Source organism: Streptomyces sp. RP5T, from assembly GCF_003933965.1.
In the GTDB taxonomy this organism is placed as follows: Bacteria; Actinomycetota; Actinomycetes; order Streptomycetales; family Streptomycetaceae; genus Streptomyces.
In genome coordinates this window covers 1-4,092 of sequence record NZ_RSAJ01000692.1, presented here as the reverse complement: position 1 = coordinate 4,092, position 4,092 = coordinate 1, and the positions used below count along the sequence as shown (strand labels likewise).

4 protein-coding genes and 1 pseudogene are annotated in these 4,092 nt (G+C 73.4%); 3 read left to right on the top strand and 2 right to left on the bottom strand.

Features of this window, described 5'->3' with window-relative positions:
* A pseudogene (locus EHS43_RS48865) lies at positions 1-211 on the bottom strand (S-adenosylmethionine:tRNA ribosyltransferase-isomerase); the annotation flags it as partial.
* A 50-nt stretch (positions 212-261) separates the two neighbouring features.
* On the bottom strand, positions 262-957 hold the full coding sequence (locus tag EHS43_RS39280; RefSeq protein ID WP_125195355.1) for an SDR family oxidoreductase: 696 nt from the start codon (positions 955-957) through the stop codon (positions 262-264).
* 186 nt (positions 958-1,143) lie between these two features.
* On the opposite strand from EHS43_RS39280, the gene EHS43_RS39275 reads away from it, so the two are divergent.
* The 3 genes from EHS43_RS39275 (at position 1,144) to chpE (ending at position 3,325) form a co-directional block, all read left to right on the top strand.
* Positions 1,144-2,289, top strand: a complete 1,146-nt coding sequence (locus EHS43_RS39275; RefSeq protein WP_125195354.1) for a GAF domain-containing sensor histidine kinase — start codon at positions 1,144-1,146, stop codon at positions 2,287-2,289.
* Positions 2,282-2,923, top strand: coding sequence for a response regulator transcription factor (locus EHS43_RS39270; protein WP_125195353.1), 642 nt, complete (start codon positions 2,282-2,284; stop codon positions 2,921-2,923). Before EHS43_RS39275 ends, EHS43_RS39270 begins: the two co-directional genes overlap by 8 nt.
* Positions 2,924-3,079: 156 nt before the next feature.
* Positions 3,080-3,325, top strand: coding sequence for a chaplin ChpE (gene chpE / locus EHS43_RS39265; protein ID WP_020121316.1), 246 nt, complete (start codon positions 3,080-3,082; stop codon positions 3,323-3,325).
* Positions 3,326-4,092 lie beyond the last annotated feature (767 nt).

Here is a 4,092-nt window from a genome sequence, read left to right as displayed (position 1 = left end):
CCCCACGCTGGCGGCGGCCGTCGACGGCCGCCGCCAGCGTGGGGGAGGTGTTCACGACGAGCAGGTCCCCGGCCCGCAGCAAACGGGGCAGCTCCCGGAAGGAGTGGTGCGACACCGCGGTCCCCCGCGACACCAGCAGGCGTACGGCGTCCCGGTCGAGCCCCGGCCCGCGCTGCTCGGCGGGCACCCGCGCCGACAGCTCCTCCGGTACGCTCCCCCACTTTCGAACGGGCTCACGCGGGGGGACCCCCATCGCGAGGGTCATCGCCCCTCCAGCAGCGAGGGAGCCCCGTACCGCCCGCTCACCGGCCGCTCGTCCAGCAGCCGCAAGAACGCCGGCACCACACTCGCCGGCTCCGGCCGCGGGTCCCCGTCGTCCGGTACGGCCGCCGCGTACAGGTCGGTCGCCATGTCCCCGGGGTCCACGGCCCACACCCGCAGCCACGGCTCCTCCTCGCCCAGTACCGCCGCGAGGTGGTCCAGGGCGGCCTTGGAGGCCCCGTAGCCGCCCCACGTCTCGTACGCCTCGGCGGCGGCGTCCGAGCTGACCGCGATCACCGTTGCGGCCTCCGAGGCCCGCAGCAGCGGCAGCGCCTCCTGGACCAGGCCCAGCGCGGCCACGACGTTCACCTCCAGCGCGCGGCGCAGCCCGTCCGGCGGCAGGGCTTCCAGACGCGCCAGCGGCTCGGCACCCAGCGCGCTCGCGTTGTTCACGAGCAGATCGACACCGCCGAGCTCCCGGGCCGCCGCCACCAGCTCGGAGCGGTGCGCCGGGTCCGTGACGTCCCCGGGCAGTGCCGTCACCCGTCCCCCGCGCACGGCGAGCTCGGCCGCCGTCTCCCGCAGGACCTCCGCGGTCCTCGCGTCGAGCACCAGGTCCCAGCCCCGCGCGGCCAGCGCCTCGGCGAGCGCCCGCCCCAGACCCTTCGATGCCCCCGTGATGATCGCTACCGGCATGACATCCGTCCCCTCGTTCCCCACGCCTCCTGACGGGCGTGCGGCCAACGTAGGAACGGGTCGGTCCCGGCCGCCTCGGACGCGGGACGCAGGACGGCGAGGCCCTTCGCCCTAGGTCGTTCGCCCCAGCCCGGGGCCGTCACAGGTCCGATCCGCACTGTCACACCCCGCCCGTACTCTGAGGGCATGAGTCAAGGCCCCCGGTCCGGCCTCGCCGCGGTGAGCTCCGCGCTGCTGGCCATGAGCAGGCACCTGGAGGTGCGCGACGTCCTCAAGACGATCGTCGCCTCCGCCCGCGAGCTGCTCGACGCGCAGTACGCGGCCCTCGGCGTCCCGGACGACCACGGCGGCTTCGCCCAGTTCGTGGTCGACGGCATCAGCGACGCCCAGTGGAAGGCCATCGGCCCGCTCCCGCGCCAGCACGGCATCCTCGCCGCGATGCTCCACGAGGCCACGCCCGAGCGGCTCGCCGACGTCCGCAAGGACCCCCGCTTCGAGGGCTGGCCGTCCGCCCACCCCGACATGGTCGACTTCCTGGGCCTGCCCATCCGCGACGGCGACGAGGTCATCGGCGCGCTCTTCCTCGCCAACAAGAACTGCGAGAAGCCCGAGGGCGGCTGCGGCTTCACCGAGGAGGACGAGGAACTCCTCTCGATCCTCGCCCAGCACGCCGCCATCGCCCTGACCAACGCCCGCCTCTACGAACGCAGCCGCGAGCTGACCATCGCAGAGGAGCGCTCCCGCCTCGCCCACGAACTGCACGACGCGGTCAGCCAGAAGCTGTTCTCCCTGCGCCTGACCGCCCAGGCAGCCGCCGCCCTCGTCGACCGCGACCCGTCCCGCGCCAAGGACGAACTGCACCAGGTGGCCGTGCTGGCGGCCGAAGCCGCCGACGAACTGCGCGCCGCAGTTGTCGAGTTGCGCCCGGCCGCTCTGGACGAGGACGGCCTGACCGCCACCCTGCGCACCCAGATCCAGGTCCTGGACCGCGCCCACACCGCGCGCGTGACCTTCGCCGCCCGCAACTTCCGCGCCCTGCCGGCCGCCCAGGAGGAGGCCGTGCTCCGCGTCGCCCAGGAGGCCCTGCACAACGCGCTGCGGCACTCCGGAGCCGCCCATGTCGACGTGACCCTGGACCGGCGCGGCTGCGGAGCCGTCCTGCGCGTCACGGACGACGGCAGCGGCTTCGAACCGAGGACGGTCCGCCGTGCGGGCCGCCACCTCGGCCTGGTCTCCATGCGGGACCGCACCAGCGGGGTCGGCGGCACGCTGACCGTGGAATCGGCGCCCGGCAAGGGCACCACGATCGAGATGGAGGTCCCCGGTGGCTGACGCGATCAAGGTCCTGCTCGTCGACGACCACCAGGTCGTCCGCCGGGGACTGCGCACCTTCCTCGAAGTGCAGGACGACATAGAGGTCGTGGGCGAGGCCGCCGACGGCGCGGAGGGCGTCGAGCGCGCGGAGGAACTGAAGCCCGACATCGTCCTCATGGACGTCAAGATGCCGGGCATGGACGGCATCGACGCCCTGCGCAAGCTCCGCGAGCTGAACAACCCCGCGCGCGTGCTGATCGTCACCAGCTTCACCGAGCAGCGCACGGTGGTCCCGGCCCTGCGCGCGGGCGCCGCCGGCTACGTCTACAAGGACGTCGACCCCGACGCCCTGGCCGGCGCCATCCGCTCCGTACACGCCGGGCACATCCTGCTCCAACCCGAGGTCGCGGGTGCCCTGTTGTCCCAGGAGGAGAGCAACTACGGCCAGGGCAGAGGCGGTTCGCTCACCGAGCGGGAGCGCGAGGTGCTCGGGCTGATCGCGGACGGCCGCTCCAACCGGGAGATCGCCCGCGCGCTGGTCCTCTCCGAGAAGACCGTCAAGACACACGTCTCGAACATCCTGATGAAACTCGACCTGGCGGACCGCACACAGGCGGCGTTGTGGGCGGTTCGTCATGGAGTAGCCGGTTGATCCCGGGGGCGGACGGCAATACGGAGGGTTCCGCTCCGGAGTGAGATTCATACCGTCGTGGGAATGTCCCCCGAATGGCGCATCCTTCTCGGGGGCCCGCCGTTCTCCAGTGCGTGCTGCGGCGACTGCCGCGGCAATCGCTAGGAGGGCTTAGAAGTGAAGAACCTGAAGAAGGCAGCGGCCGTGACGATGGTGGCCGGCGGGCTGATCGCCGCCGGTGCCGGTATGGCCTCCGCCACCGACGGGTCGCACGCCGACGGCAAGGCCGTGGGCTCGCCCGGCGTCGTCTCGGGCAACCTCGTCCAGGCCCCGGTGCACGTCCCGGTGAACGCGGTCGGCAACAGCGTGAACGTCATCGGTGTGCTGAACCCCGCCTTCGGCAACCTCGGCCTCAACCACTGACGTCCCCGCCGAGCGACCAGTGACTTCGGCCTCCCGGGCGCCCCACGCACCCGGGAGGCCGGTTCATGTGCCGCACGAACACCAGCCCCGCTGACCCACCGAAACAGAACGAGGCGCACCAGCCGCTGAGCCGCTGGGCCGCCAAGTCATCGGGCCGCCGTGGTGCCGGGCTGCCCAGTCACCGAGCCACCGTGTTACCGGGTCGCCTAACCGTCGGGCCTCGGGTCGCTCCAGCCGTCAGGCCGCCCTTTTATCGGGTCGCTGAGCCGTCGAGCCGTGGAGCCGCCCAGTCGTACCGGGCCGCCGGGTCGCCGCGCCACCGTGTTGTCGGTTCACGGTGCCGCTGAGCCGTCGGGCCGCCGCGCTGCCGGATCGCCCAAGCCGTCGCTTCGCCGAGGCACCGAGTCGTCGGGCCGCTCAGAGTTGCCGAGCCGCCGTCCTGCCGGGGCACGGTCCCGCTGAGCCGCCCACCCGTCGATTCGCCGAGCCGCCGGCGCCAAGCCGTGGCGGCCGCCGAGCCGCTCAGCCGTCCAGCCACCGAGCCGTCGGGCCGCCGTGCTGCTGGTTCGCCCAGCCGTCGGGTCGCCAGGGCGCCGAGTTGTCGGGGCGCCCAGAGTTGCTGAGCCGCCGTCCTGCCGGGGCACGGTCCCGCTGAGCCGCCCACCCGTCGATTCGCCGAGCCGCCGGCGCCAAGCCGTGGGGGCCGCCGAGCCGCGGAGCCGCTCAGCCCTCCAGCCGTCGGGCCCCCTCTTGCTGGGTCGCTGAGC